The following is a 24,254-nucleotide window of genomic DNA, read 5'->3' as shown; positions in this document are numbered from 1 at the left end:
CGCAACAAGTGCGTCAAATGCAGCCGAAATACCCCACGCTGCACGCCACGTTGCGGATTAGCTCAGTGTTCCTTTACTTGTGCCTGCACGTCGACGGTCGGCCAACCTCCGCCCAGCGCTTTATAAAGCAGCACCGTGTCGGACAGAATCTGTTGATGGTTGGCAAGCAGTTCCTGCTGCGCCTCCAGCAAGGTCCGTTCGGTTTCGAATACCTCCAGTTGCGACACCACGCCGAGGCGCAATTGCGACTGGATCTGATCCGCGACGATCTGCAGCCGCGACACCTCCTGCTCCAATTCCACGCGCTGCTGCTTGTGCGAATTCAGGTTGACCAGCGCGTTTTCCACTTCCTCGAACGCACCCATCACTGCCACGCGATACTGTTGCTCGGCCACCGTCGATTGCGCTTTGGTAACTTTCACATGCGCCCGCACGCCGGGATCGAGCAGCGGAATGTTGATGCTGGGCATGAAGCCATACGTGAACGATTTCAGCAGATCGGTCAACGCGAAACTCGCGGTGCCGGCGTGGCCGGTCAGGCTGATGGTCGGCAGTTGCGCGAGCTTGGCCTGCCCGACGAGGTCGTACGCTTCCAGCACTCTGAACTCGGCGGCCACCACGTCGGGACGCCGCGCGAGCAGTTGCGCGGGCAAACCGTCCGGCACGGACGGCAGTTGCACGCGCTGCTGCAAATGCCCTTTGGGCATCTGGAATTCACCCGCCGGCACGCCGATCAACGTACAGAGCGCGTTGTTGGCGAGCGCGCGCGAACGGCGCAGGTCGAGCAACTGATTGGTCAGGCGGTTGATCTCCGCCTGTTGGCGCAACACCTGGGTTTGCGGCACGAGCCCGTTGCGGCGCTGGCCGTCGTAAATGGCGAGGATTTGCCGGTTCGTTTCGAGCGTTTTCTGCTGCTGTTCGATCTGGTCGTCGAATTGCAGAATCTGGAAGTAGGTGCTCGATACGTTCGATACCAACTCAAGATAGCCGGCGCGCCAGTCGGCCTCGCTGGCGTGGAATTCCGCCTTCTGCGCCTGCACGCCTTTTTCGACTTTGCCCCAGATATCGATGTCCCAGTTCACCTGCGTCGCGAGGTTGTACTGCTTGGAGAAAGTTTGGTGCGTGGTCTTTTCGAAACTGGCGCCGGCGCCGATATCCATGGTCGGCAAGGCGCCCGCCCCGGCTTCGCCGATCTGCGTGCCGGCCACGTCGATACGCGCGGCGAGCACCTTGATATCGAAGTTGCCGGCAATCGCCTTTGCAATCAGCGTGTCGAGATAGGGATCGTGGAAGCCTTTCCACCAGTCGGGTTCGATCGTCGCGGCGGCCGAGACGGGCGAGCCTTTCTGATCTGACCACGAGGCTTTGGCGGGCGTGTCGGGACGCTTGTAGTCGGGCATGCTGACATCGATACAGGCCGACAGCGAGAGCGCGCATACCGTCGCCGCGCAAACGCTGCGCAGTGCGGATGTCCTGCGGAAAAAGCGCTGACGAGCTGACGAAAGCAACGCTGACACGATGGTCTCCGATGACGCCCACTTCGTTGCACGAGAAGCACGCGCCCTTTAAGTAAAGCATCTCCTGCGCGGCTTCACCATCGAAGCGAGGCGGGAAGATCGGCGCGGGAATTGGGGCGGTGAAACGGGGGTGGCGTGAAAAGAACGATTGGTTGCGAAATCTTTTTGAGGAGCGGCCGGTAAGCGCCCGCGGAGGCTGTCGCGCCTCCGCGGCGGCCTGCGCCGTTTAGTGCACGTTGATGTTGTTGCTCGCGGTCACATGCGGGTCGATCGTGCTCGAGATGCCGGCGACGAACGCTGCGTTGTTGCCGTTGGCGCTCTGGATGTTCAGCGTCGTGTTGATCAGTTGGGTGGCGTCGACGGTCTTGCTGTTGTTCGGCGCATACACCGGCATGAAGTTGAAGTACGACGAGGACGGATAGTAGCCGGTACCGCCACGCACGGCGCTCATGGCCTTGCTGTCGAGTTGTTCGGTGATGGACAGGTCTTTGATCATCAGCGTGTTCATGGTAAATCTCCTGGAAGGGAATACAGCACAGTTTGCGGTTGGGTTCGAGCAACTTGTCTGCTCGAGTGTCACTAATGCATGGGCTGTGCCAGGATTGATTTCCTATCCTAAGAAATGTGCCTGAATGCTGTAGATAAAGGGTTACGGGGCCGGCGGAACGTTGAGCGCGAGATGGAACGATAAAACGGCGCGCGACGGATGGTGGATCGTGGCCAACAACCCGCGCGAAATTGTCGGTTGCGGCGTGACACTGAGGCGTTAGCCAGCGCGCCACGTCACGCCGCGCAATGAACAAGCGTGCGTCACCGCGCGATGACGGTGATCTTCTTCGAATACACCGGCGGATTGTGCGGCACATGCATGTCGTCGCCCATCAGCAACTGCAGTGTGTGCTTGCCTGGCGGGAGTTGAATCATGGTCTCCGTTTCACCCGCACCGAAGTGCAGATGATTGCGATCCGACGGAATCTCCTGATCCATCGGCGGTAAGTCCGTGTCGATCAGCAAGTGATGGTGGCCGGTATTCGGAAACTTGACGCCTTTCGGCGCCACGCCCATGTACCGCAGGCCGAACCACACCTTGAACGGCTTGTTGGCAGGCACCACCTGGCCGTCATTGGGATAGCCGATATACGCATGGGCGCCGGCCGGCGCCGGCGTCGTACCTGCAAGGGCAGCATTCGGCGAAGCCAATGCCGCCGACATGAAGAGCGCCGCGACCGCGATGATCTTGTACATGAAGGTCTCTCCGTCCTGACGGATTCGCTCTGAACGAACGGATCGCGCTAGTCTTTTAGCACGGTGATAGTGATCTTTTTCGAATACACAGGCGGCACATGCGGCACGTGGTTGTGGTCGCCGAGAATGAGCTGCAACGTGTGCTTGCCCGGCGGCAACTCGATACGCGCATCCGTCTCGCCCGCACCGAAGTGCAGATGATTGCGATCCGACGGGATCTCCTGATCGAGCGGCGGCAGGTCGGTGTCGATCAGCAAATGATGATGGCCGGTGTTCGGGAACACGACGCCCTTCGGGCACACGCCCATATTCCGCAGTCCCATGCGCACCCACAACTTGCCGCCGTGAATCACGGTGCCGTCCGATGGCCAGATGATGTATTCCTCGGCGCCCGGCGGCGACGCCGTATGCTCGGCCGCCGCGAATACGCTCGGCACCATGTTGCCGACCATGAGGAGCAGCGTTGCGCGCAACGTTCGGCGCAATGCGTCGCGACGCGCATTCGATCCATGACGCGCGTCGAGAACAACGGGGGTAACGGTTCTTCGCATAGCGCACTCTCCCGAAGAGTGGTCATGGCCAATGGCGTTCGGCTGGGTGTCGCGGATGTGCGCGAGATTGGACGGCCACCTGCTTAAAACGAGCTTGCCGCCCTACTTTGTGAAATTAGCTTAGGACGTAACTTGCCAAAAAGATACGCCACGCTCGTTAACCGTATGACGCATTCGGGGCACGCGGACAGTTGTGACGCGCAAAGCGCGTGCTATCGTTATTAAGAGGTTGCAGATGGATGGTCGATAAGGGGCGTCGATGTTTCGCGCGATTTATTCCGGCGGCGGCCGCGAGTTGTGCGGTCTTCGATTGCCTATGTTCTGTCCGGAACAAACAGGATGTGAAGATGTGGCGAATATTCATGCTGGTATGCGTGGCCGGGGCAATGCAGACGCATTGGGGCGATGCGTTTGCAGCGCAACAACGTGAGGGCGCCGAGCGGGGTGCGAATGCAACGAGCTTGCCGCTCTCGCTGGTTACTCCGTTCGCGCCGCAACCAGGCAACGCGCGTTCTCCCCGGATCGCGCTTGTGATCGGCAACGGCGCATATGGCGCGGACGGTGTGGGTGGTGCGGGCGCTGCGGGTCGCGATGGCTCACAAGTGGAGGCGCTGCGGGAAAACGCGCCACGCGACGCCGCCGCCATGCGCGACAGGCTTCAGACGCTTGGCTTCCACGTCATCATGCGCACGAACGCGACGCCGCGGCAAATGCGCGAAGCCATCGGCCAATTCCATCAGCGCTTGCAGGCGGGCGGTGTCGGTCTGTTTTATTTCGCCGGACACGGCATGCGGATCGGCCCGCAAACCCTGCTCATTCCCGCGGGACTCGATGCTCGCTCACCGGCTGCGGTCGTGAGCAACGGCGTCGATCTGCACACCGTATTGGAGGCGATGCGCGGGCCGCGAGACGGCCGGCTCAATCTCGTGATCCTCGATACGTGTCTGAACGATCCATTCTCGGCGAGCCCGACGGACGATACATCCGCGATTCCCGCCAATACGGTGGTTACCTACGCAACCGCGCCCGGCGGTTTCGCTGCGGACGGGACACGGCACGGCGTCTATACGAATGCATGGCTGCACGTGCTCGACAGCGCGCCGTCGCTAACGCTGGCGGACCTGTTGCAACGTGTCGCAGCACAGGTACGCGATGCCACCGGCGGCCAGCAATCACCGTGGCTTGCCTCGTCGCTTCCTCGGCCCCTGCTGACGGCCGATGCCGCATCCACAGCGCGGGACAATCCCATCGTCACGCTGCACAGTAGAGGCATTCTGCCGAAAGACAGCAGCGAACAATACGAAATCACGTTCTGGAACTCGATCAAGGACAGCAACTACCCGGGCGACTACGAGGCCTACCTGAAGGCCTATCCGAACGGCCGCTTCGCCGCGCTCGCTCATGCGCGCATCGACCGTTTGCGTGCTGCGGCGGCCTCGAATGCGCCGTCCGTCGCCACGCCTGCTGCGCCGTCGGCAGCACCCGCGCCACAGGCCGCACGGCCGACGCCGCCGGCCAGTACCCCGGCACCTAAGCCCGCTCCGAGTGCCGCCGCACCCGCTACACCACCCGCGGCGGCGGTCGCGCAAAAGCCCGTCGCGCATACTCCGGTTGCCGGCGAAAGCCGCGATTGCGCGACCTGTCCGATCATGATTGCCGTGCCCGCCGGTTCGTTCTCGATGGGCAGCAGTACCGACGACCCGTCCGAAAAGCCCGTTCATCACGTGACCGTCGGCGCGCCGTTCGCGATCGGCAAGTATGAGGTAACGGTCGACCAATGGAACGCGTGTGTCGCCGCCAATGCGTGCCAGAAACTCACGCCAGAGAGCAACACCAATAAAGCCGCACCGGCGCGCGACCTCAGTTGGGACGACGCGCAGCAATACGTGAAATGGCTGAGCAAGGCCACCGGCAAACCGTACCGTCTGCCCACCGAAGCGGAATGGGAATACGCGGATCGCGGCGGCACCACCAGCGCCTACTGGTGGGGCGACCAGATGCGCAAGGGCAACGCCAATTGCAAGGACTGCGGCGACCCGTGGCACAAGGAAGGACCCGAGGCCGCCGGTTCGTTCGCACCGAATCCACTCGGCCTGTACGACATGAACGGCAGCGTTTGGGAATGGACCGCCGACTGCTGGCACAACTCCTACCAGGGCGCGCCCGCCGACGGCCACGCATGGGACAGCCCCGGCTGCGACATGCGCGTGATTCGTGGCGGTTCGTGGCGCGAAGGCGGCGGCTACATGCTTAGCGCGACGCGCTTCAAGTACAGCGCGGGCGTGCGCCAATCGCAGGATGGCTTCCGGGTGGTCAAAGATCTGAAGTGACTTTCGGGGCCGCGTTCGAGTCTGGATCGGACTCACAGCCCATCGCAAGAGAATACGAGAGAAACCGCGCTCCCGCTCCGCTCAGGGCGAGCGCGGTTTCGTCGTGATCGGCGCGAAATCGGCGACGATGTGATCGCGGCCGTATTTGCCACCGATCTGCGCGAGGCGCGCATCGAGCGCGCGCAGATAATCGGCGCGCGATTCGCTCTCCGGGCGCGGCTTGTCGAAGAGCGGCGCCGGCGTGATCAGCAGCACCACCATCTCCGATCCGAACGGCTTCGAAATGATCCAGTCACCGGCGCCGCCGACCGTCGCGGCGTAGTGAGGCGGCGCCTGATTGTCCTTCGCGCGCGGGCTCGGCACCATGTGCACGACACTGCCGTCGAGCTGGTAGTAGTCGAGGTTCACGTACGAGTCATAGCCCGGCGTTGTGACGTCGACCACCAGCGGATCACCGTCGCTCAACTGACCGCCCGGCGGCCGCACATGCAAGGCCGCGACGTGGCCCGCCTGCATGTTGTGAATCCAGTAGGGCGCGAACGCCTTGATGGTGTCGCATTTGTCGTCGGCGAGCGGCTCGACCTGGAGCGTCAGTGTATCGACGCCCGGCAACGCCCCTAACGTGTCCTTCAGATGCGCCGCGCCATAGCGTTGCGAGACGTAGCCCCGCACCGTCAACGAGTGATCCTGTACTGAGGCGGATAGCGCGGAACAGGGCACTTGCGTCAGCGCCGGTGTGACGGCGGCGAGCGTCAGCGCCGGCTTCGGCGCGGGCTTCGCCGCGGGCGCCGCCGGTGGCGTGGCGGGCACTGCCGCGACCGGACTTGCCGGAGGTGCCACGGGCGGCGCGGTCACTGTCCCTTCCGAAATCGACGAAGCCGCCTGCTCGGTCAAAGCCTGCGATGCGCCTGCTTCCGTCTGTGCTCCGTTATGCCGGTTCGCCCCCGAGCGGAACGCGAACACGCCGACCGCCGCGGCGCACACCACTGCGAAACTCGCGAGCCCGACCTTCGCCAGCGTGCCCGACTTTTCCGCGCGTGCTTCGTTATCGAACTCGGCGATGAAGCGCGCCACGCTCGGCATGCGCGTATTGCGATCGAACGACAGCGCGGCCCGCAGCGCGCGCCATTGTCTTGAATCGAGATTGGCCGGCCGCTGCGGTTTGAAATCGGAGTTGCGGGCTTGCGTCGCGGACAAGCGGTCGAACGGATGGTGGCCGGTCAGCAATTCATACGTGATGCAGCCGAGCGCGTAAATGTCGTCACGCGGATCCGGCTCGCGGTGCTCGATCATTTCCGGGCTGGCGTACGCGGGTGTCAACGCGCCGAGGCTGCCCGGATCGAAGACGGTCGCATCGCTCTCCTCTTCCGGACGCTGGAAGACGCGTGCAATGCCGAAGTCGATCACTTTCACTTCGGCGTCCGTCGTGAGAAACACGTTGGCGGGTTTGAAGTCGCAATGCACGAAGCCGCGTTCGTGCGCGTAGGCCAGCGCGCTGCACATGCCGCGCACGATCGGCAGCGCCGCGCGCACCGGCATGCCCTGATAGCCCGGCGTGCGCAGCAACTGGCTGAGCGGCTTGCCGGACAGATACTCCATTGTGAGGTAGACGATCGGCCCGTCACGGTCGAAGTCGTACACCGTGATGATGTTGCGATGCGCGAGCACTTGCGCTTTGCGCGCCTCGCGCTGCAACGCGACGAGTGAATTCGGGTTGCCGCGGAACTGGACGTTGAGCACCTTGATCGCGAGATACGGTTTGCGATCCGATGCCTCGAGCTTGCGCAGATCCAGCGCCTTGTAGACCGTGCCCATGCCGCCCACGCCGAGGCATTCCTCGAGCACGAAGCGGTTGTTGAGCGTATCGCCGGTGCCTTTGATCTGGTCGTGGCCCGTGGTATTGGCGGCGCCCGCTGTGTTCGCTGCGCTGCCCGCACTTGCTGACCGTATCGACGGAATCTCGACGGTGGTCTGGATGCCGGTTTCGTCGCCGCCCGCCGCCACGTTCGAGACGCGCAACTGCTCGATGCGCCGCCGCACTTCCACGTAGAGATCGTCGGGGAGCGGCGCCTTGCGATGTGCCGCGCCAAGCATGTCCAGCAGCTGCGTAGGGCCGAGTCCTTCGGTGGTCAGCGTGCTGTCGAGTTGAGCCACGAACTCGTCACGGGACAGCTCGCCGTTCTGAAAGTCGTGAATCACACGCGCAAGGCTAGCCATATGTGCGAAGCGCCGCCGCTGCCGTTGGGCCGGGTCGCGTGCGACCCAGGCCTGTTGGGCTGATAGAGAACCTTTCGTAACCAGTTACATGTGCCGCTTCGATACTAGCTCCCGCTCCGTCCTTTCGCAAACCAGGATTGCCCCGCTGCCGGCGCAGTGCGCCCGTGTCGTGCGATATCCGACAGCATGCGGTGGTCTGTCGGGCGCATGCCGTCGGCCGGTCATCGCGCCCGCGCCGCAGTGCGTTTGCGCGCACCCGGCACGACGACGCGAAACCCTTATGCCGCAAGCCTTCCCCAACTTTCTTAGGAACCTTGAATAAAACTGGCACAGCCTGTGCATGAGTGACACCCGAGCAGACAAGTTGCTCGCACCCGATCGCAACACCCTGACCTTCACCCTCTGGAGACTCACCATGAACGCACTGATGATCAAAGACCTGTCCATCACCGAACAACTCGACAGCAAGGCCATGAGCGCCGTGCGCGGCGGCACCGGCTACTATCCGTCCTCGTCGTACTTCAACTTCAGCCCCGTCTTTGCTCCGAACGACAGCAAGAAGGTCGACGCCACCCAGCTGATCAACAACCAGCTGAACCTGCAGAACGCCAACGGCAACAACGTCGCGTTCGCCACCGGCATCAGCTCGACGGTCAACCCGTGCGTCACGACCAGCAACAACATCCACATGTAATACGTCGCGACACGGGGCGCCCGGCTCGCCGGTGCGCTTCGTCCGCCGACGATTACCTCGATCTTCCGCGCACCTTTGGAGAAGCACCATGTCATCCCTCATGATTCGCGATCTGTCCGGCACCCGCGAGCTCGACCGCCGCGCCATGTCGGCGGTGGCCGGCGGCACCGGCAGCAGCGTGCCCGGCCTGCCCTCGGCCGCCGGCCTCGGCGGCATTGCCAACGTCAACGTCTCGATCAACCAGAACCTCAACCAGCTGCAGTACGTCAACGTCGCCGCACTCAACAACGTCGGCGTGATCGGCGCGGGCTTCGCGCCGCTGCACCTGAACGTCAGCCCGTCGCTGTGGGGCGCCAACTACGCCAACGTCTGACCGCTTGGCGTCGCGAGGGCCGGGGGGCCTCAACCATGCCGGCAGATCATCGCCGGCCGGCGAGTCGCAGCGAGATTTCCTATACTGATTGTGCGGGGAGACCGCAGCACATTTCACGACACATCCGGGCGGCGGCCGGCGCATTGCACCGGCCCACCGCCCGATTTCATTTGTGGAGCCACCATGGCCAGGCTGATCATCAGGGACCTCACCGACAGCGTCGAACTCGATCGTCAGGCAATGACGGCCATCGTCGGCGGCGCGCGTATCGGCGCGCGGCTGAACGCGGCCGTGCCACTGGTGCCGGCTTCGGCACGCGTGGTCGAATATCCGCCGGGCTTCCCCGCCGCGCATCAGACGATTGCCAAAGCGGCCATGCAGCGCAAAACATAGCGCGCCCCGCTTCGGCGTTGCACAGTCACAGCAACGGCACGCGTTACTCACGCGTGCCGTTTGCTTTTGTTGTCGGCAGAACGCCATAAGCCGACATCCCGCCCGCGATTGGTGGGAACTCGCCGAACAGTTGCGTCGAATCTCAAGTTCACTGAACGCCATAGTGGAAGAACGCAAATCGTCTATTGCCTGCCGGACTTGCGTTGCCGCCTCGCATTCTGTTCCTCGTTCATAGCTCATAGAAATTGGCATGCCCCTTGCAGAACCACGGTCGAGCACCGCACCGTGCTCACTCATCCACCCTCAGGAGTATTGCCATGAAATCCATCGTCATCATCAAGGATCTGCCACGTTCCGCGGATTGCCCACACGACGAAACGACACTCGCTGCCGCGCAGATGAAGGCTGTGCGCGGCGGCCGTTCCGTCATTGTCACCGTCGATCATGGCCCTCTCGGCCAGGTGGACGACTTTGGAATCAACACCGCCATCTTTGAAGGACGTATCAAAGGGCCTTACTTATAGGACGCGCGAAGTGTCCGCAATTAGAAACGGGCCCCCTTCACATCTTTGCCGTTGGAGGGGGCCTGTTCATTGTGGGAGTCTGGTTTGAACACCGTGGTCAGGTCAAATACCGTCGCCGCTGCCCGTGTCGCGCGATCTCCAACAGCATGGGGTGGTCTGTCGGGTGAGCGCCGTCGGCCGGTCATCGCGTCCGCGTTGCAGTGCGTTTGCGCGCACCCGGCACGACGACGCGAAACCCTTATGCCGCAAGCCTTTTCCGACTTTCTTAGGAACCTTGAATAAAACTGGCACAGCCTGTGCATGAGTGACACCCGAGCAGACGAGTTGCTCGCACCCGATCGCAACACCCTGACCTTTACCCTCTGGAGACTCACCATGAACGCACTGATGATCAAAGACCTGTCCATCACCGAACAACTCGACAGCAAGGCCATGAGCGCCGTGCGCGGCGGCACCGGCTACTATCCGTCCTCGTCGTACTTCAACTTCAGCCCCGTCTTTGCTCCGAACGACAGCAAGAAGGTCGACGCCACCCAGCTGATCAACAACCAGCTGAACCTGCAGAACGCCAACGGCAACAACGTCGCGTTCGCCACCGGCATCAGCTCGACGGTCAACCCGTACGTCACGACCAGCAACAACATCCACGTGTAATACGTGGCGAGACGGAGCGCCCGGCTCGCCGGCGCGCTTCGTCCGCCGACCATTACCCCTGTCTTCCGCGCACCTTTGGAGAAGCACCATGTCATCCCTCATGATTCGCGATCTGTCCGGCACCCGCGAGCTCGACCGCCGCGCCATGTCGGCGGTGGCCGGCGGCACCGGCAGCAGCGTGCCCGGCCTGCCCTCGGCCGCCGGCCTCGGCGGCATTGCCAACGTCAACGTCTCGATCAACCAGAACCTCAACCAGCTGCAGTACGTCAACGTCGCCGCACTCAACAACGTCGGCGTGATCGGCGCGGGCTTCGTGCCGCTGCACCTGAACGTCAGCCCGTCGCTGTGGGGCGCCAACTACGCCAACGTCTGACCGCTTGGCGTCGCGAGGGCCGGGGGGCCTCAACCGTGCCGGCGGATCATCGCCGGCCGGCGAGTCGCAGCGAGATTTCCTATACTGATTGTGCGGGGAGACCGCAGCACATTTCACGATACATCCGGGCGGCGGCCGGCGCATTGCACCGGCCCACCGCCCGATTTCATTTCTGGAGCCATCATGGCCAGGCTGATCATCAGGGACCTCACCGACAGCGTCGAACTCGATCGTCAGGCAATGACGGCCATCGTCGGCGGCGCGCGTATCGGCGCGCGGCTGAACGCGGCCGTGCCACTGGTGCCGGCTTCGGCACGCGTGGTCGAATATCCGCCGGGCTTCCCCGCTGCGCATCAGACGATTGCCAAGGCGGCCATGCAGCGCAAAACATAGCGCGCCCGCTTCGGCGTCGCGCAGTCAAAGCAACGGCACGCGTTACACACGCGTGCCGTTGCTTTTGTTGTCGGCAGAAGCGCAGCGCTGCAACCCGTTAACGCAAACGACCTACGAAATATTCCCATCTGGCGACAGCGCTCTCCGCTTTTTCGCCATGAAAGTTGGCTTGTGCAATTAGCCTGGCGAATGTCCGCACGCGGCGACGCCGCGCGCTCTGCGCTCACCTATGATGCTTAGGACGCCACGTGGTTTTTTTCGCTGTCCGCCAATAGCACGCACTATCCGGACAGCTTGCTGGCGCAGAACTGAACACGACGCACCGCATCCGCGACGCGCCGTACCCATAAGCGACGATGGCAGCGCGCCACGAGCCGGCATCGCCATTCACGGATTGGAGGAACGCAATGAAATTTATCGTCCTATGGAACGGTCTGCCCACCGCAGAGAGTTCCGTTATAGAACGTTTCATGAAGACCGGCGGCCAGGTGCCGGACGGCGTCAAATTGCTGGGACGCTGGCATGCTATCGGCGGCTTGCGCGGCGTTGCAATCGTGGAGGCCGACGACACGCGCGCGATCGCGGCACTGGCGCTCGGATGGGGCGACCTGCTGACGATGGACGTCTCCCCGGCCCTGACCGACGAAGACCTGGGCGCCGCGCTCGGCAAGCATATGGCCGCGGGCAACAAGTAAGCACGCCATGAGCACCGGGTTCACCGCGCCGCCTCCGAGCGGGCAACTGCTGCCGTTCCGCGAATCGCTGCTTGCGATGCTCGGCATCGCTTTCGTCGCGATGCTGGTGGCGCTGGATCAAACCATCGTCGGCACCGCGCTGCCGCGCATCGTCGCCGATCTGAAGGGCTTCGACCTGTACGCGTGGGTCGCGACATCGTACATGCTGGCCTCCGTGATCACGATTCCCATCTTTGGGCGGTTAGGCGATCTGTTTGGCCGCAAGCGGTTCCTGATCGCGGCGATCCTGTTGTTCACCGGCGCCTCTGTGTTGTGCGGCTTTGCCAGCAGCATGTTGCTGCTGGTGGTTTCGCGCGGACTGCAAGGGATTGGCGGCGGCATTCTGATCGGCACGGTGTTCGCCACCGTCGCCGATCTGTTCCCGAATCCGAAACTGCGGCTGCGTTGGCTCGTGTTCGTCACGTCCGCCTTCGGCGTGTCCAACATGGTCGGGCCGACGCTCGGCGGAATGTTGACGCAGTATGGCGGCTGGCGGCTGGTGTTTTTCGTCAACGTGCCGGTCGGGCTCGTCTCGCTGCTGTTCGTGCAGCGCTTTCTGCCACCGCTGCTTCACCTGCGGCGCAAAGGTCCCGTGCGGCTCGACTGGCTCGGCGCGTTCGTGCTCGCGGTTACGTTCGGCTCACTGCAAGTGCTGATCGAACTGTTTCCAAGGCGCGGCGTCGATACGACTACCATCGTGCTGACCGTCGTAGCGGTGACTTGTGGACTGATTCTCTGGCTATGGGAGCGGCGCATCGGCTATCCGATCGTGCCGGTCGACATGCTGATGGACCGCAAGCTCTCCGCGCTGTTCGCGATGTCGGTGCTCGGCGGCTTCGCGCTCTTTTCGCTGGTGTTCTATGTGCCGCTGCTGTTCCAGGGCGGCTACGCGATGTCCGCGCATGACTCCGGCATGCTGATCACGCCGCTGTTGCTCGGCACAACCGTGGGCAGCGTGCTCAACAATCGTATCGTCACACGAGTCCGTCGCGCGAACGGCATCATGTATGTCGGCTTTGCGCTGTCCGCGCTCGCCTGTCTGAGCGTGGTCGTCCTGCGCGGCACGGAACCGCATCTGGTGTGGGCCTCGTGCATGGGCATCAGCGGGCTCGGCCTCGGTCTGGTGGCGACCAGCCTGACCGTCTGCTCACAGCAGATCGTCGGGCGGGACCATGTCGGCGCGGCCACCGCGCTGCTTCAATCGCTGCGGACATTCGGCGGCATGCTCGGCACGGTGATGACGGGCGCGTTGCTCGGCCACCTCTATTCGCGCGGGGTGCATCGCTCGCTCGACTCCTACCAGGCGACGCAGTGGTTCAAGTCCTTCGCCAGTCCCGAGTTGCTGGTGGATCGCGCGGAACAGGCCGCGCTGATCAATCGTCTGGTGAGTGCCGGCCAGTCGGGCGACGCCATGATGCGCTCCGCGCGCGAGGCGCTGGTGCAGTCCATTCACATCGGCATTCTGGTGGCCGGCGCCGCCGCGTTGATCGGTCTGTGCCTCGCCTGGTTCGTGCCGCCCGTGCGCATCAGCTATCCGGAAACCGAACTCGCGCCAGATGGGCAACCATCCGCCGACGCCATTCCCCCGCACCGCAGCGTGCTCTAGGCGCGCCGCCGTACGTCCTCAAATGTTCTTCTTGCGTTCTGTATCACTCGATATATAATCGCTTTTTATATCGACTGATACAGAATCAGTCGTCAGCGACGCTGGAAGGACATTCACCATGGCACGACCCCGCCAATTCGACGAACACGAGGTGCTGGAAGCCGCCAGCGCGGCCTTCTGGACCAAGGGCTACGAGGCGACCTCCACGCGCGACCTGGTCAAGTCGACCGGGCTGACGCAGCCGAGTCTCTACAACGCGTTCGGCGACAAACGCACGCTGTATCTGCGCGCGCTCGAGCATTATCTCGAGCACACTTTGCGCGAACGGATCAGAAGACTGGAGCGGACCGTATCGCCGGCATTAGCGGTGACGATGTTCTTCCACGAGATCCTCGAACGAACGCTCGCCGATCCCGCACAGCGCGGCTGCATGCTGGTGAACTCGGCGCTGGAAACCACATCGGAGGACGAAGCATTCCGTGAAATCGTCGCCATGGAATTCGCTGAAATGCGCGAGTTCTTCTACCGCCGCATGATTGCGGCCAGCGAGAGCGGTGAAATCACCACCATCGTTTCCGCCGCCGACTCCGCCACTCACCTGCTGACTACGCTAATCGGCGTGCGCGTTCTCGCGCGAGTCGATCCGCAACAAACGCTGCTTGTCGGCGCAATCGCGCCCGTGTTGCTGCTGCTTGGTTTGCCTGCCCTACCGGCGACCGGCTCCGACGCCTAAGCCACGCGCCTGACAAGGCGCGCCCCTTCGTTTTCCCACCGACATCCGGCAGCGCCGCCATCAGCGCGCGCACCGGTAAAGGAACCGTCATGTCCGCTGCTCCCATAACGTCAGATAGTCCAGTCTCACTCGATGCCCGCGCACTCTTCGCAACGCTCGCGGGTCTGTGCGGCAGTCTGGTCGCCATTGGCCTCGCGCGCTTCGCGTACACGCCGTTGATTCCCTCGCTGATCCAGGCGCATTGGTTCACCTCATCGCAAGCGGTAACGCTCGGCGCGGCGAACTTCGCCGGCTATCTGGTCGGCGCGTTGATCGGCCGTCCGCTCGCATCCGTACTGTCGAACCGCAGCGCGTTGCGCCTGCTGATGGCGGTCGTGACCGCCGCCTTCTTCGCCTGCGCGTATCCGCTTTCGGTGAGCTGGTTTTTCGCGTGGCGCTTGTTGTCGGGCATTTCCGGCGGCGCAATCATGGTGCTGGTGGCGACGTCGATTCTTCCGCACATTCCCTTGCCACGGCGTGGCTTCGTGAGCGGCATGATCTTTCTTGGACTCGGTCTCGGCATCGCGGCATCCGGCACCTTGATTCCAAAACTGCTGCACTATGGTTTGCAAACTACGTGGATCGGTCTCGGCGTCGTGGCGCTGGTGTTGACCGCGGTGAGCTGGTTCGGCTGGCCTTCGACGAATCCGCCCGCGCCGGTCGCGCCTTCCGGTACGCATCACGCAATGCGCCCTCACGGCTTGACGCTTCGCGTGCTGTACGCGCAATACGCGGCAAACGCACTCGGCCTTGTCCCGGCGATGGTGCTGCTCGTCGACTATATCGCTCGCGGCTTGGGACGCGGCGCCGCTATCGGCGCGGACTACTGGGTACTGTACGGCCTCGCGGCAATCGCCGGACCGGTGATCTGCGGCAACGTGGCCGACCGCATTGGCTTCGGCAAGGCCTATCGCGTCGGACTGATTCTGCAAGCGGCCGCCGTCGCCATGCTCGCGTTCTCGGGCAGCACGCTGGTGCTGGCTGCATCGACCGTGATTCTTGGCATCTTCACACCGGGCATCGTGCCGCTCGTGCTCGGCCGCATTCATGAACTTGTGCCACACGATCACACCGAACAACGAGCCGCATGGAGTCGCGCGACGACAGCCTTCGCGCTGTTCCAGGCGCTCGGCGGCTATGGATACTCGTACCTCTTCTCGCATACGCATAACGACTACGCGTTGATCTTCACTTGCGGCGCGGTTGCGCTCGCTGCCGCCTTCGTCGGGGATTTGATTGCGTCGCGTGTCAGCACCGCCCGCTACACGGCGGCGTGACGGTTCCAAGCCGCTTCCGCCTCGACTTTTCGCCTTGGGCATGCGGCTTGCTCAGCAGTGACACCGATACTGCCTTTCGCAAGAACACTCGCCATGCGGCCTTGCATGGCTGTCGTGAAGGCAGGTCCTATCAACCAGGCGGAGGTCATTCATATGTTGGGAACTATTCTTCTAGTCGTGCTGATTCTTCTCCTCATCGGTGCGCTCCCCACGTGGCCGCATAGCCGCGCGTGGGGTTACGGTCCCACCGGCGGTCTCGGACTCGTCGTGATCGTGGTGATCGTGTTGCTGGTCGTCGGCGTCATATAGCCTTAATTGCCATGGCGTTGCGTAGTACCCGCATTGCTTGAAAGCGGGTCGGCCGCCGGATATCCGCGCAGTTCGCTGCACGGATATCCGGCGGCCTTACTATGTCGAGGGTCGATGCACATCCCTATCTTGTCACCCTGGGAGCAGCAATGGAAAAGTTACTCGCGAATCAGGTCGCTCTGGTCACGGGCGCCAGTTCGGGCATTGGTTCAGGCGTCGCCAAAGCGCTCGCGGACGCGGGCGCGGCCGTCGTCGTGAACTATCACTCACATGCAGAAGGGGCCGATCAACTCGCCGCCGAGATCGAGCAAACTGGCGGCGCCGCTCTCGCGGTTCAGGCCGACGTCGCCGATCCCACGCAGGTCGAGAAGATGTTCGCGGCATGCCGCGCGCGTTTCGGCAGCGTGGATATCGTGGTCGCGAATTCGGGCGTGCAGAAAGACAATGCATTTGCCGATATGACGCTGGACGACTGGCAACAGGTGCTGGCGACCAATCTCACCGGCCAGTTCCTGACGGCACAGGCGGCCGTGAAAGAGTTTCGGCGACGCGGCCCGACGACAACGTCCAAAGCGCTCGGCAAGATCATCTGCATGAGCTCGGTTCACGAAGTCATTCCGTGGGCGGGCCACGTCAATTACGCGGCGTCCAAAGGCGGCATTCAGATGTTCATGAAATCGCTCGCGCAGGAGGTTGCGCCCGAACGCATTCGCGTCAATTCCATTGCGCCGGGCGCGATCCGCACGCCGATCAACAAGGACGCGTGGGACACCGAAACCGCGCTGCAGAAACTACTGAAGTTGATTCCCTACGGGCGTGTGGGCGAAGCGGACGACATCGGCAAGGCGGCCGTCTGGCTCGCATCGGATGAAAGCGACTATGTGGTCGGCACGACATTGTTCGTCGATGGCGGCATGACGCTGTATCCCGGTTTCACCGACAACGGTTAGCCGTTGCCGTCGAGCAGTTGCTCGAACAGATCCGCGTCGCCCATTTGGCCGCCCTTGAGCATGATCTCCATGCCGTCGAGTTCCGCTTGATCGGCATGGAGACGGCACACGCTAACGCCCGCCGATAACGGCGCGAGATACGACAATCCCCAAGCGCCGAGTGCGCGCCACGTCAGGCACGCCGGATGCTGAATCAACTTCGTATTCCAACCTCGATACGAAAGGAGATCACATCATGCCTTACCTTCTCGGCTGGTTGCTTGGCGTCCCGTTGATCGTACTGGTCATCCTGTACCTCATCTTCCATTAATCGTTGCTACATACTCGCAAGCGCGGTTGATCGGAGGTTCCGTTCTACCGCGCCGCAGCCCTTCCGGCTACGGCGCGAAAGGCGACGCCAGCGTCCGGGCGTCGCCTTTCGTGCGTCTATGCGATGCTCGTTTTGCCGACGTATGGACGCACGCATCTTTCCGCTTGTACCGCAAGCGATGGCGCGTAAAACTAACCTTTCCTAATCCGCGCAAATTGCCATTTCTGCACACGTGCGCTCAGCATGCGTACGAGCAAGGAGGGACCGATGGCAAGCAATGAGTACACGCTGTCGCACCAGGACGTGGTGAAGGCCGTCATTATTCATCAGGATATTCACGAGGGTTTCTGGACGTTGAACATCCAGTTCGACGTCGCGGCCGGGCACGCTGCGCAACTCCCCGACCCTTGCCTTAACGTGACGATCAAGGGCATTGGCATCATGCGCGCGTCGCCTTCTGATCCGTTCGCGATCGACGCCGCTATCGTGAATCCGCCGGGGCCTCAGCATGTGGAGGGAACGGTACGCATCGCGGCGGGTGTCAACGGCACGCAACAAGGCGGCATGCAATTTTGCCGCGACGTCTATCGCAGTGTCGCTGTACAGAGTGCGGCCAAAGCGCCGACCAAACGAGGTTGATCAAGCGGCCGCACGTCGCTTGCCAATGCACCGCCTCAATCTATGCGGGGCGGGGGCGCCAGTCGCGCGGACGGTCTTGTTGACAAGCATCGGTCGGGAACATGCATCCACGCCCGGCGAGCGCGTCTTGCGGCGCTGATGACGCCGCAATTCGCCCGCGTGCCGTCCTTCCTGTGAAAGACGGCGAGACACCGGACGGCAGCTTGTGGCCGCGCGAGGCTGCGGGCGCGAGGCCCGCGGCCCGGACGGTTGTCCCGGGCATGAATGCACCCTGAAAATATACCGGGACGCCGGCTGGATAGGCTTCTTAAAGCAACGGGCTTCCCGCGCGATGTCGGGACAATCTTCCTTTAGAATACAATTTTGAGGGAGAAGCTTCCAGTGACGGCCACGACCATCCGAAATCGCCCGCTCGACAACCAGGATCGCAAGATCATGCGCGAGTTGCAAAAAAACGCGCGTCTGAGCAATGCCGAATTGGCGGAACTGGTCGGCATGTCGACCACCGCATGCTGGAATCGCACGCGTCAATTGGAAACCGAGGGATATATCCGCGGCTACGTCGCGCTGCTCGATCAGCAGAAGCTCGGCTTCGCGGACATCGTCCTGCTCGAAGTCACGCTCGACCGTCACGACGACGACGCCCTCGCCCGCTTCGGCGCCGAACTGGCGACGCTAACCGAAGTGCTCGAGGCGTATCTCGTATCGGGCGATTACGATTATCTGGTGAAGGTCGCGGTCGACGGCACGGCGGGCTACGAGCGTTTTCTGCGTGAGAAGCTCTACAAGATCGCCGGCATCCGTCATAGCCGCTCGATGTTCGCCTTGCGTTGCATGAAGAGCATCCCATCCGTGCAGGTTTGAAAAGCGTGCAGCGCGCGGGCCTGAATGCGTGGACTCATATTCGGCGCAATGCTTTCTGACACGCCGCCAGCACCGCGCCCGCCGCGAGCAGCAGCGCGGAATAGACCAGCCCGCGTGCGAGACCCGCGCCGTCCGAGACCCAACCGATCACCATCGGCCCGACAATCTGCCCGAACGCAAACACGATCGTGAATGCGCTGATGCCCGTGGCCCAATGACTCGCGGGCAGATTGTGGCGCACGAAAGCCGTGGTCGACGCCACGGCGGAAAGAAACGTCGCGCCGAACAACACACCGGACACGAACGCCACCCACGGCTGCGTGAACAGCGCGGGCAGCAATGTCGCGATCGCGAGCAAAGTGTTCAGCACCGCGAGCGCCTGGCCGCCGCGCATGCGATCCAGCAATCCCGACCACAGTCGCGCGGAGATCACGGTCGCCACGCCGAGCAACAGATAGAAGCACGTGACAACAGCCGCGCTCATGCCCGCATTGCGCAGCAGTGCGACGATAAACGTCATGTAGCCGATATAACCGACGCCAAACAGCGTGTAGCCCGCCAGCGCGAGACTGAATCGCGGCCAGCGGGGTGCATCGGCGGCGGCGTGTGATTGCGTGGCCGACGACGCTATCGCGTGCACGCGTTCGATTTTTCGCGCCGCGCCGACGGCCACCGCCGCGAGCGGCGCACACGCGAGCGCGAGTGCGAACCACGCGAACTGCCAGCCGTGCGGGACGTTGAAGATAGTCAGCGGCACCAGCAGCGACGACGCCACAATGCCCCACCCCGTGCCGCCGTAATACAAGCCGAGGACGAGCCCCGCATCGTGCGGTCTCGCCGATGCAAGCCGCGCCGCCAACACGCCGCCGCTGATGAAGATCGCCGCGCTGCTCACGCCGGTGATCACGCGCAAGGTGAGCAGCGCGTTCGTGTCGGCAAGCAGACCGCTGCCTGCCATCAGCAGCGCCGTCGCCACGCAACCGCCGCCGAACAATGCGCCAGCCGACCAGCGGCGCGCAAGGCGCGGGAAAGCCAGCGCGCCGAACAGATAGCCCAACGCGTTGGCCGTATTCATCGCGCCCGCTTGCGCGAAACTCCAGCCGAGGTCGAGTTTCATCGACGGCAACAGCAGTGCGTACGCGAAGCGGGCGAGGCCGAGCGCGATCGCGCTGCCCAGCGATAGAGACGCGGCGAGCATCAGCGTGGGGAGGCGTTGCGCTGCTTCGGTAGCCTCGGAAGTCGATGCGGCGTCAAGTGTTTTTGTCGGCATGGGCGAGCGAAAGTGGGCAAGGAGGCTGCAAGCCGCTTTTGCCAGAAGGCTGAATTCGGCACTTCGTCATCATATCCGCGGACGCCGGGCGGGGTTGACCGTTAGTTGCGTGAATGGCTTGCCGCGCGCGGCTCGGGTAGCGCCCGCGTTTGGCAGAGCGCGGGACAGACGCTAAACCCAACCAAGAGAACATTTTCTAAATGCGAATGATTTGCATTTACGCGAGAATTAGCTCATCATTCAGCCCATACCATCCGCCGAACCCGAAATCATGACGACGCTAGACATCAGCCGCCCCGAAACCGGAAGCCAGCGCCCAGCGGTGGCAACGCCTGCCACTGGCGCCGGCCCGCATGCTTCGGCGGCGCTCGACGTTCTGCTGTCGCGTCAATCGCAATGGCCGCTGACCGAGCCCGGCCCGGCGGACGCCGAACTCGATCTGATTTTCGACGCCGCCTTGCGCGCACCCGATCACGGCAATCTGCGTCCCTGGCGCTTCGTGACGATTCGCGGCGATGCGCGCGGCTCACTCGGCGACGTGCTCGTCGACCTCGCCAGCGCCCGCTCACCGGACGAACCGCGTTCGGCGCATGCGCATCGCCGGCAGAAAGCATTCGCGGCGCCGCTGGTGATCGCGCTCGGCGCGGCGATCGCGGTGCATCCCAAGGTGCCCGAGATCGAGCAGCTGCTGGCTGCCGGCGCGGCGGCAATGAACATGCTCAACGCGATCCACGCGCTCGGCTACGGCGGCTTCTGGTCCACGGGGCCGGACAGTTACGAAGCACGCCTGCACGACGCGTTGGGTTTCGCTGCGAACGAGCGGCTGCTCGGCTTCCTCTTTGTCGGCACACCGAAAACACTAGGGCAAGCACCGGTGCGTGCGGCGCGCAGCGCGCACGTGCGCGAATGGCAGCCGACGCAACCGCCGCAGCCGGCTCAAAGCTGAAGCAAACGCCGCGGTAACCGCAACCAACGCATAAGCACCCGACGCAGGCTCTGCGTCATCGCCCATCCGTCGCACGCGACAAGCGCTGGCCTGCGACGCGGCACCCGTCCCATCCGGCCGGCGCGATTCATTGGACCGTGTCCATCCAGGAGCATCGATGAACTTTCGCTCTCAACACAGCAGCCGTCCGGAACTGATCGACGATCATCCGACCGACACCGCCAACGCGCCCGACCGCACCGTCCTGAGCGCCGTGCGCACATGGCTGCGGCCCGCTTGCGAAACGGCGCGCGGCGGCGTGCACTGGCGCGACGTTCTCAGCGGCGTCGGTCTGCGGCAGGACGGCATCGAACACTTCGATCTGCTGATGCGTTCGCTGATGCACGTGTCGTATCGTCCGCTCGATATGCGTTGCCGTTGCGCGAGCGACCTCGGCAAAGACGAAGCCGTGATTCTGCAAACCATCGCGTTGCTGCAAAAAACGCATAGCGGCGCGGCCTTGCGCCTGCTGAACGAATGGCTTCCCGCGCCCGCGGTGAGCGGCGTCCTGAAGCTGATTCGCTGGTTCGCCATCGACCTGCTCGACGCCGGCGTCGAACTCGACGTGCAAGCACGGCGCGTCACCTACATGCATTGAGGAAGCAGGCCTATGTCATTGGAACTGGACCAGGCTTGCCCGGCGACTTCGCCTCAGCGCGGCAGCCGCGAGTCGCGCGAAGTCGCCGCTGAACGCAGCGCCGGCGAATCTGCCGTGCAGCCCGCCAGCGTCGCACCTCCCGCCGCCGCCTTCCTGTGCCATCCGCTGACGCGCAGCTATCCGTACAACGTCGCCGCCCCGCGCGCAGGCGAACTACATCTTTGGCGGTTCCGCTGCGAATGGCTGCCGGTGCCGGTGCAGGAAGGCGATACCTGGTTGTCGAAGAGCGAACGCGAGCGCGCGCGGCTGCATCCGAACGCCGCGTTGCGCAAACGCTTTATCAGTGCGCGCGTGGTGGTGCGCTGGATCGTCGGGAATCTGTTCGACTGCGAGCCGCACGCCGTGGATCTGCAAGACGACGGCAACGAGAAGCTGCAGGCGCGTCATCCCCGCGACGGCCGCGGCATCACAATCGATATCGCGTACGGCGGCATCTGGATCGTGATCGGCGTTGCATCGGCGACGCTGGGATTGAGCGTCGTCGTGCCCTCGCCCGGCGCGGCGCCCGACGAAACGCCGGAAGCTTCGCGCCGGCGCGCTCGCTACGGCAGTCTGTGCAATGCTTTGCGTTACGCGCCCGTCGACATCGATATCGAACTGCTGTTCGGTCACACCGCAACCGGTGCGCTCAATCTCGCTGAACATGGCCGTTGGCATGTGCTCGATATCCCGATGGCCAGCAAGATTCGTGCGGCGGTCGCGCTTGCGCAGCCGGCCACGCAGCCGCTCACCCACGTGCATACGTTCGGCTGGCCGAAAGCTTTGGCGTTCGGGCAGGCCAACGATTAGGGCGCTCAGTCTCTTTACGCTTGCCGCAAAGTGGTCACCGACCACGCTACGCACGCTGCGTAGGTGTCCGGTGCGGCGAGCCAGTGTGCGGCGACACCGCGCATATCCGCGGGAATCTGTTCGCGCAGCGTCACGCACGTGCTTTCACGCGGCAGCACTCTCAGATGCTGCAACCCGCGCGTGAGGCCCACGCCCGTCGTTTTGACGAGCGCTTCCTTGGCGACCCACGCGTCGTAAAACGCAGCGCTCTGCTGTCCCGCGTCGAGACGTGCGATCCACGCGGCCTCTTCCTCGTCGAGCGTCAAGGCCGCGATCGAACGCCAATCGAATTTGTCGCTGCGCTGCTCGATATCCACGCCGACGCGCCGAACCGGCGACATCGCGATCAGCCCGTGCGCGCCCGCATGCGATACATTGAAATCGAAGCGATCCGAATCCGCGAGATGAGGACGGTGATTGGCGTCGAGCGCAAAACGCACAGCGTGCGCAGCGATGTCGAGCCGCCGCGCGAGCTCTTCACGCAGCGCGGCGCGCACGCTGGCGAAGCGCAACGCGTCTTCATGGCGGCGAAAGTGATGGGCTCGGGTGCGTTCGTCGTCGCTGAGGGAGGCGAAGGCAGGTGCGTCGAGCGACGCAGTAAAGTCGATGTCGATCCGCCACAATGCAATGTCGGGCGGGCCGTCGTGAGGCAGAGGAACAGGGTCAATGGAATGCATGGTTCGGACGTGATAGGAATCGCGGACGCATAGCCGCGACTCTACCCGATATAACGTCCGAAGCCTTCGATCTTCAGCTACGCTTCATGTCTTCGACGTATCGCTGACATGGCCCATCAACTGACAAAGGGTGGGGTGACACCCAAGATGCTGCGGCGCGTTCTTCACACAGCTCGCGAACTGTCGCGACCAGAATGCGTCACTCGACGATGCCGTCTCAGAACCACTCGATATTTTTTCGCGGCATGCTGCAAGCGTCGCGGCCAACGCTTTCGCGCTCAAAGGATGCGCGTAATTCACCGTGGGATAGTCGCCGAATAGCTGCGATAACGGCGAATCTTCGACTGCCGCCAATTCTTTGACCGCGAGTTGCGTGGCTATCTGCAGCACTTCGCACTCGACTTCGGAAAAAAAGGCTTCAGGCACGTCCAGACCGGGCGCGTAATGGTTGATCCAGAGCAACGCCGATTCGGCAAACAGCGCTGGAGAAAGCCATTTTCCGTCGACTTTCATCGACGCCAACTCCTGAACGACAAGGTCGCTTATCAAAAACAATTTCATCTCGTGTCTCTTTTTAGCCGAACGCGGGAAATCCCGCCGGCAACGCACGAGGACATGGTGCGCCGGCACGAAACAATGTGGCCCACCGGAACGTCACACCCTATGCATCCTAGCTCAACAAGCCACCTAGTATGAGGCAGCGCACCAGCCGCTTTGCTAAGAAGAATCCGATAGTCGGAAAGAAAAAAGGGAGAGAAGTCACGGGTTATCAACCCCGAGTTTTAGAGGAAGCGCGTGCAACAAATCGTTACTATCGACGTCTCCCGACGTTTGCCTTACGCAAAGATAATTTTTGGTCGCGCGAGTTGCTTAAGCGGCTAGCGGCTGCGTTTCACCATTTCGCGCCGGCATGTCGGTTGCGCCCTCGCGGGCATGCCGTAGCGCTTCGAGCAGCGTGGCGTGATCGCCGATATGATTGGCGAGCAGCAGGATTAATTGCGCATTGGCCGACTGGCTCTGCGCATCGTCCAGATCGCGATGCATATCGATCAATGCCTCGTAGAAATCATCGGGGCGGGCGAGATTCGGTTGCGTGTTGAGTGTCATGTTT

28 protein-coding genes and 2 pseudogenes are annotated in these 24,254 nt (G+C 62.9%); 20 read left to right on the top strand and 10 right to left on the bottom strand.

What is annotated here, in order from left to right; translation table 11 throughout:
- Window positions 1-62: 62 nt before the first annotated feature.
- The 4 genes from B0G80_RS39060 to B0G80_RS39045 all read right to left on the bottom strand — a co-directional run bounded on the left by B0G80_RS39060 (window position 63) and on the right by B0G80_RS39045 (window position 3,313).
- Complete coding sequence (locus tag B0G80_RS39060) at window positions 63-1,517, bottom strand: efflux transporter outer membrane subunit (protein ID WP_116122945.1); 1,455 nt, start codon at window positions 1,515-1,517, stop codon at window positions 63-65.
- Window positions 1,518-1,743: 226 nt separating this feature from the next.
- Window positions 1,744-2,025 carry a hypothetical protein gene (locus tag B0G80_RS39055; protein ID WP_106278805.1) on the bottom strand — a complete coding sequence of 94 codons (282 nt, stop codon included), beginning with the start codon at window positions 2,023-2,025 and terminating at the stop codon, window positions 1,744-1,746.
- 302 nt (window positions 2,026-2,327) lie between these two features.
- Window positions 2,328-2,762, bottom strand: coding sequence for a DUF4399 domain-containing protein (locus tag B0G80_RS39050; RefSeq protein ID WP_116122944.1), 435 nt, complete (start codon window positions 2,760-2,762; stop codon window positions 2,328-2,330).
- A 47-nt stretch (window positions 2,763-2,809) separates the two neighbouring features.
- Window positions 2,810-3,313 (bottom strand): DUF4399 domain-containing protein, encoded by a 504-nt coding sequence (locus B0G80_RS39045; RefSeq protein ID WP_116122943.1) that lies wholly within the window; start codon window positions 3,311-3,313, stop codon window positions 2,810-2,812.
- A 239-nt stretch (window positions 3,314-3,552) separates the two neighbouring features.
- On the opposite strand from B0G80_RS39045, the pseudogene B0G80_RS48335 reads away from it, so the two are divergent.
- Window positions 3,553-4,509 (top strand): annotated as a pseudogene (locus B0G80_RS48335) (caspase domain-containing protein); the annotation flags it as partial.
- 453 nt (window positions 4,510-4,962) lie between these two features.
- Window positions 4,963-5,643: a formylglycine-generating enzyme family protein gene (locus B0G80_RS48330; protein ID WP_408969490.1), complete on the top strand. Its 681-nt coding sequence runs from the start codon at window positions 4,963-4,965 to the stop codon at window positions 5,641-5,643.
- Between the two features lie 81 nt (window positions 5,644-5,724).
- On the opposite strand, the gene B0G80_RS39035 is transcribed toward B0G80_RS48330, so the two are convergent.
- Window positions 5,725-7,860 (bottom strand): serine/threonine protein kinase, encoded by a 2,136-nt coding sequence (locus B0G80_RS39035; RefSeq protein WP_116122941.1) that lies wholly within the window; start codon window positions 7,858-7,860, stop codon window positions 5,725-5,727.
- Window positions 7,861-8,275: 415 nt separating this feature from the next.
- On the opposite strand from B0G80_RS39035, the gene B0G80_RS39030 reads away from it, so the two are divergent.
- From B0G80_RS39030 to B0G80_RS38970, 13 genes are all read left to right on the top strand, one after another.
- Complete coding sequence (locus B0G80_RS39030; protein WP_116122940.1) at window positions 8,276-8,554, top strand: hypothetical protein; 279 nt, start codon at window positions 8,276-8,278, stop codon at window positions 8,552-8,554.
- 88 nt (window positions 8,555-8,642) lie between these two features.
- The gene (locus B0G80_RS39025; RefSeq protein WP_116122939.1) at window positions 8,643-8,927 is read left to right on the top strand and encodes a hypothetical protein; all 285 of its coding nucleotides are present in this window, start codon (window positions 8,643-8,645) and stop codon (window positions 8,925-8,927) included.
- Window positions 8,928-9,110: 183 nt separating this feature from the next.
- Window positions 9,111-9,320 carry a hypothetical protein gene (locus B0G80_RS39020; RefSeq protein ID WP_116122936.1) on the top strand — a complete coding sequence of 70 codons (210 nt, stop codon included), beginning with the start codon at window positions 9,111-9,113 and terminating at the stop codon, window positions 9,318-9,320.
- Between the two features lie 317 nt (window positions 9,321-9,637).
- A complete protein-coding gene (locus B0G80_RS39015; RefSeq protein WP_116122938.1) occupies window positions 9,638-9,844 on the top strand; it encodes a hypothetical protein in 207 nt (68 codons plus the stop codon).
- Between the two features lie 375 nt (window positions 9,845-10,219).
- Window positions 10,220-10,498, top strand: coding sequence for a hypothetical protein (locus tag B0G80_RS39010; RefSeq protein ID WP_116122937.1), 279 nt, complete (start codon window positions 10,220-10,222; stop codon window positions 10,496-10,498).
- 88 nt (window positions 10,499-10,586) lie between these two features.
- Window positions 10,587-10,871 (top strand): hypothetical protein, encoded by a 285-nt coding sequence (locus B0G80_RS39005; RefSeq protein ID WP_106278820.1) that lies wholly within the window; start codon window positions 10,587-10,589, stop codon window positions 10,869-10,871.
- Window positions 10,872-11,054: 183 nt separating this feature from the next.
- Window positions 11,055-11,264 carry a hypothetical protein gene (locus B0G80_RS39000; protein WP_116122936.1) on the top strand — a complete coding sequence of 70 codons (210 nt, stop codon included), beginning with the start codon at window positions 11,055-11,057 and terminating at the stop codon, window positions 11,262-11,264.
- A 407-nt stretch (window positions 11,265-11,671) separates the two neighbouring features.
- Entirely contained in the window at window positions 11,672-11,959 is a 288-nt protein-coding gene (locus B0G80_RS38995) for a DUF3303 domain-containing protein (protein ID WP_116122935.1), read from the top strand.
- Between the two features lie 7 nt (window positions 11,960-11,966).
- Complete coding sequence (locus B0G80_RS38990; RefSeq protein ID WP_116122934.1) at window positions 11,967-13,604, top strand: MFS transporter; 1,638 nt, start codon at window positions 11,967-11,969, stop codon at window positions 13,602-13,604.
- Between the two features lie 118 nt (window positions 13,605-13,722).
- Window positions 13,723-14,337, top strand: a complete 615-nt coding sequence (locus tag B0G80_RS38985) for a TetR/AcrR family transcriptional regulator (protein ID WP_116122933.1) — start codon at window positions 13,723-13,725, stop codon at window positions 14,335-14,337.
- A gap of 89 nt (window positions 14,338-14,426) precedes the next feature.
- A complete protein-coding gene (locus tag B0G80_RS38980; protein WP_116122932.1) occupies window positions 14,427-15,653 on the top strand; it encodes a YbfB/YjiJ family MFS transporter in 1,227 nt (408 codons plus the stop codon).
- A 153-nt stretch (window positions 15,654-15,806) separates the two neighbouring features.
- Window positions 15,807-15,962, top strand: a complete 156-nt coding sequence (locus B0G80_RS38975) for a DUF3309 family protein (RefSeq protein WP_012429014.1) — start codon at window positions 15,807-15,809, stop codon at window positions 15,960-15,962.
- Window positions 15,963-16,111: 149 nt separating this feature from the next.
- On the top strand, window positions 16,112-16,912 hold the full coding sequence (locus B0G80_RS38970) for an SDR family oxidoreductase (RefSeq protein ID WP_116122931.1): 801 nt from the start codon (window positions 16,112-16,114) through the stop codon (window positions 16,910-16,912).
- On the opposite strand, the pseudogene B0G80_RS38965 reads toward B0G80_RS38970, so the two are convergent.
- A pseudogene (locus B0G80_RS38965) lies at window positions 16,909-17,079 on the bottom strand (nucleotide-binding domain containing protein); the annotation flags it as partial. The gene B0G80_RS38970 and the pseudogene B0G80_RS38965 sit on opposite strands and share 4 nt — an antisense overlap.
- Window positions 17,080-17,489: 410 nt before the next feature.
- On the opposite strand from B0G80_RS38965, the gene B0G80_RS38960 reads away from it, so the two are divergent.
- Together B0G80_RS38960 and B0G80_RS38955 are read left to right on the top strand one after the other, a co-directional pair.
- Window positions 17,490-17,861, top strand: coding sequence for a hypothetical protein (locus tag B0G80_RS38960; RefSeq protein WP_116122930.1), 372 nt, complete (start codon window positions 17,490-17,492; stop codon window positions 17,859-17,861).
- A 381-nt stretch (window positions 17,862-18,242) separates the two neighbouring features.
- Window positions 18,243-18,725 (top strand): Lrp/AsnC family transcriptional regulator, encoded by a 483-nt coding sequence (locus B0G80_RS38955; RefSeq protein WP_106278848.1) that lies wholly within the window; start codon window positions 18,243-18,245, stop codon window positions 18,723-18,725.
- 34 nt (window positions 18,726-18,759) lie between these two features.
- Here the strand turns inward: B0G80_RS38955 and B0G80_RS38950 are convergent, their stop codons facing one another.
- Complete coding sequence (locus B0G80_RS38950; RefSeq protein ID WP_116122929.1) at window positions 18,760-19,995, bottom strand: YbfB/YjiJ family MFS transporter; 1,236 nt, start codon at window positions 19,993-19,995, stop codon at window positions 18,760-18,762.
- A 271-nt stretch (window positions 19,996-20,266) separates the two neighbouring features.
- Between B0G80_RS38950 and B0G80_RS38945 the strand changes: the two genes are divergently transcribed.
- From B0G80_RS38945 to B0G80_RS38935, 3 genes are all read left to right on the top strand, one after another.
- Complete coding sequence (locus tag B0G80_RS38945) at window positions 20,267-20,941, top strand: nitroreductase (RefSeq protein WP_116122928.1); 675 nt, start codon at window positions 20,267-20,269, stop codon at window positions 20,939-20,941.
- A gap of 157 nt (window positions 20,942-21,098) precedes the next feature.
- Complete coding sequence (locus tag B0G80_RS38940; RefSeq protein ID WP_116122927.1) at window positions 21,099-21,578, top strand: hypothetical protein; 480 nt, start codon at window positions 21,099-21,101, stop codon at window positions 21,576-21,578.
- Between the two features lie 12 nt (window positions 21,579-21,590).
- On the top strand, window positions 21,591-22,427 hold the full coding sequence (locus B0G80_RS38935; RefSeq protein WP_116122926.1) for a hypothetical protein: 837 nt from the start codon (window positions 21,591-21,593) through the stop codon (window positions 22,425-22,427).
- 14 nt (window positions 22,428-22,441) lie between these two features.
- Here B0G80_RS38935 and B0G80_RS38930 read toward each other — a convergent pair whose 3' ends face one another.
- The 3 genes from B0G80_RS38930 to B0G80_RS38920 form a co-directional block, all read right to left on the bottom strand.
- The gene (locus B0G80_RS38930; protein WP_116122925.1) at window positions 22,442-23,143 is read right to left on the bottom strand and encodes a 4'-phosphopantetheinyl transferase superfamily protein; all 702 of its coding nucleotides are present in this window, start codon (window positions 23,141-23,143) and stop codon (window positions 22,442-22,444) included.
- Window positions 23,144-23,227: 84 nt separating this feature from the next.
- A complete protein-coding gene (locus B0G80_RS38925; RefSeq protein ID WP_147309978.1) occupies window positions 23,228-23,656 on the bottom strand; it encodes a hypothetical protein in 429 nt (142 codons plus the stop codon).
- Between the two features lie 357 nt (window positions 23,657-24,013).
- On the bottom strand, window positions 24,014-24,250 hold the full coding sequence (locus B0G80_RS38920) for a DUF2783 domain-containing protein (RefSeq protein ID WP_116123899.1): 237 nt from the start codon (window positions 24,248-24,250) through the stop codon (window positions 24,014-24,016).
- Window positions 24,251-24,254: the final 4 nt, after the last annotated feature.

The organism is Paraburkholderia sp. BL6669N2, from assembly GCF_003387275.1.
In the GTDB taxonomy this organism is placed as follows: Bacteria; Pseudomonadota; Gammaproteobacteria; order Burkholderiales; family Burkholderiaceae; genus Paraburkholderia.
The sequence above is the reverse complement of the archived record's forward strand: the minus strand, read 5'-3'. Positions and strand labels throughout refer to the sequence as shown.